This window comes from Pseudoalteromonas sp. SIMBA_162, assembly GCF_046535955.1.
Lineage (GTDB): Bacteria > Pseudomonadota > Gammaproteobacteria > Enterobacterales > Alteromonadaceae > Pseudoalteromonas > Pseudoalteromonas marina.
Genome location: NZ_JAWJBQ010000991.1, coordinates 1 through 244 on the forward strand (window position 1 = coordinate 1; position 244 = coordinate 244).

Here is a 244-nt window from a genome sequence, read left to right on the forward strand (position 1 = left end):
TACAAAAGAAACAAAACAAGTCACTGAAAGTAAAAAAAATGAAAAATCCAAGGATGTTGTTACTGATAAATCAGAGAAAAAAGAGACAACGAACACTGATTATTCAACAGAAAATATGTTTAATGAAAATGAAAATAATCATATTGTGAGTGTGAGTGAGTATCTTGTACAACCATCATCAGATCCAATTGTAGATGAAGTAATCATCAATCCGAACTGGCAAGTTACTCCTACAAAACAAACG

At 30.7% G+C, this 244-nt stretch carries 1 protein-coding gene; it reads left to right on the plus strand.

Annotation, left to right across the window (positions count from 1 at the left end; genetic code table 11):
- Positions 1–244: hypothetical protein (locus tag R0J88_RS22685; RefSeq protein ID WP_410901276.1), on the plus strand; the 244-nt coding region annotated here is incomplete at both ends.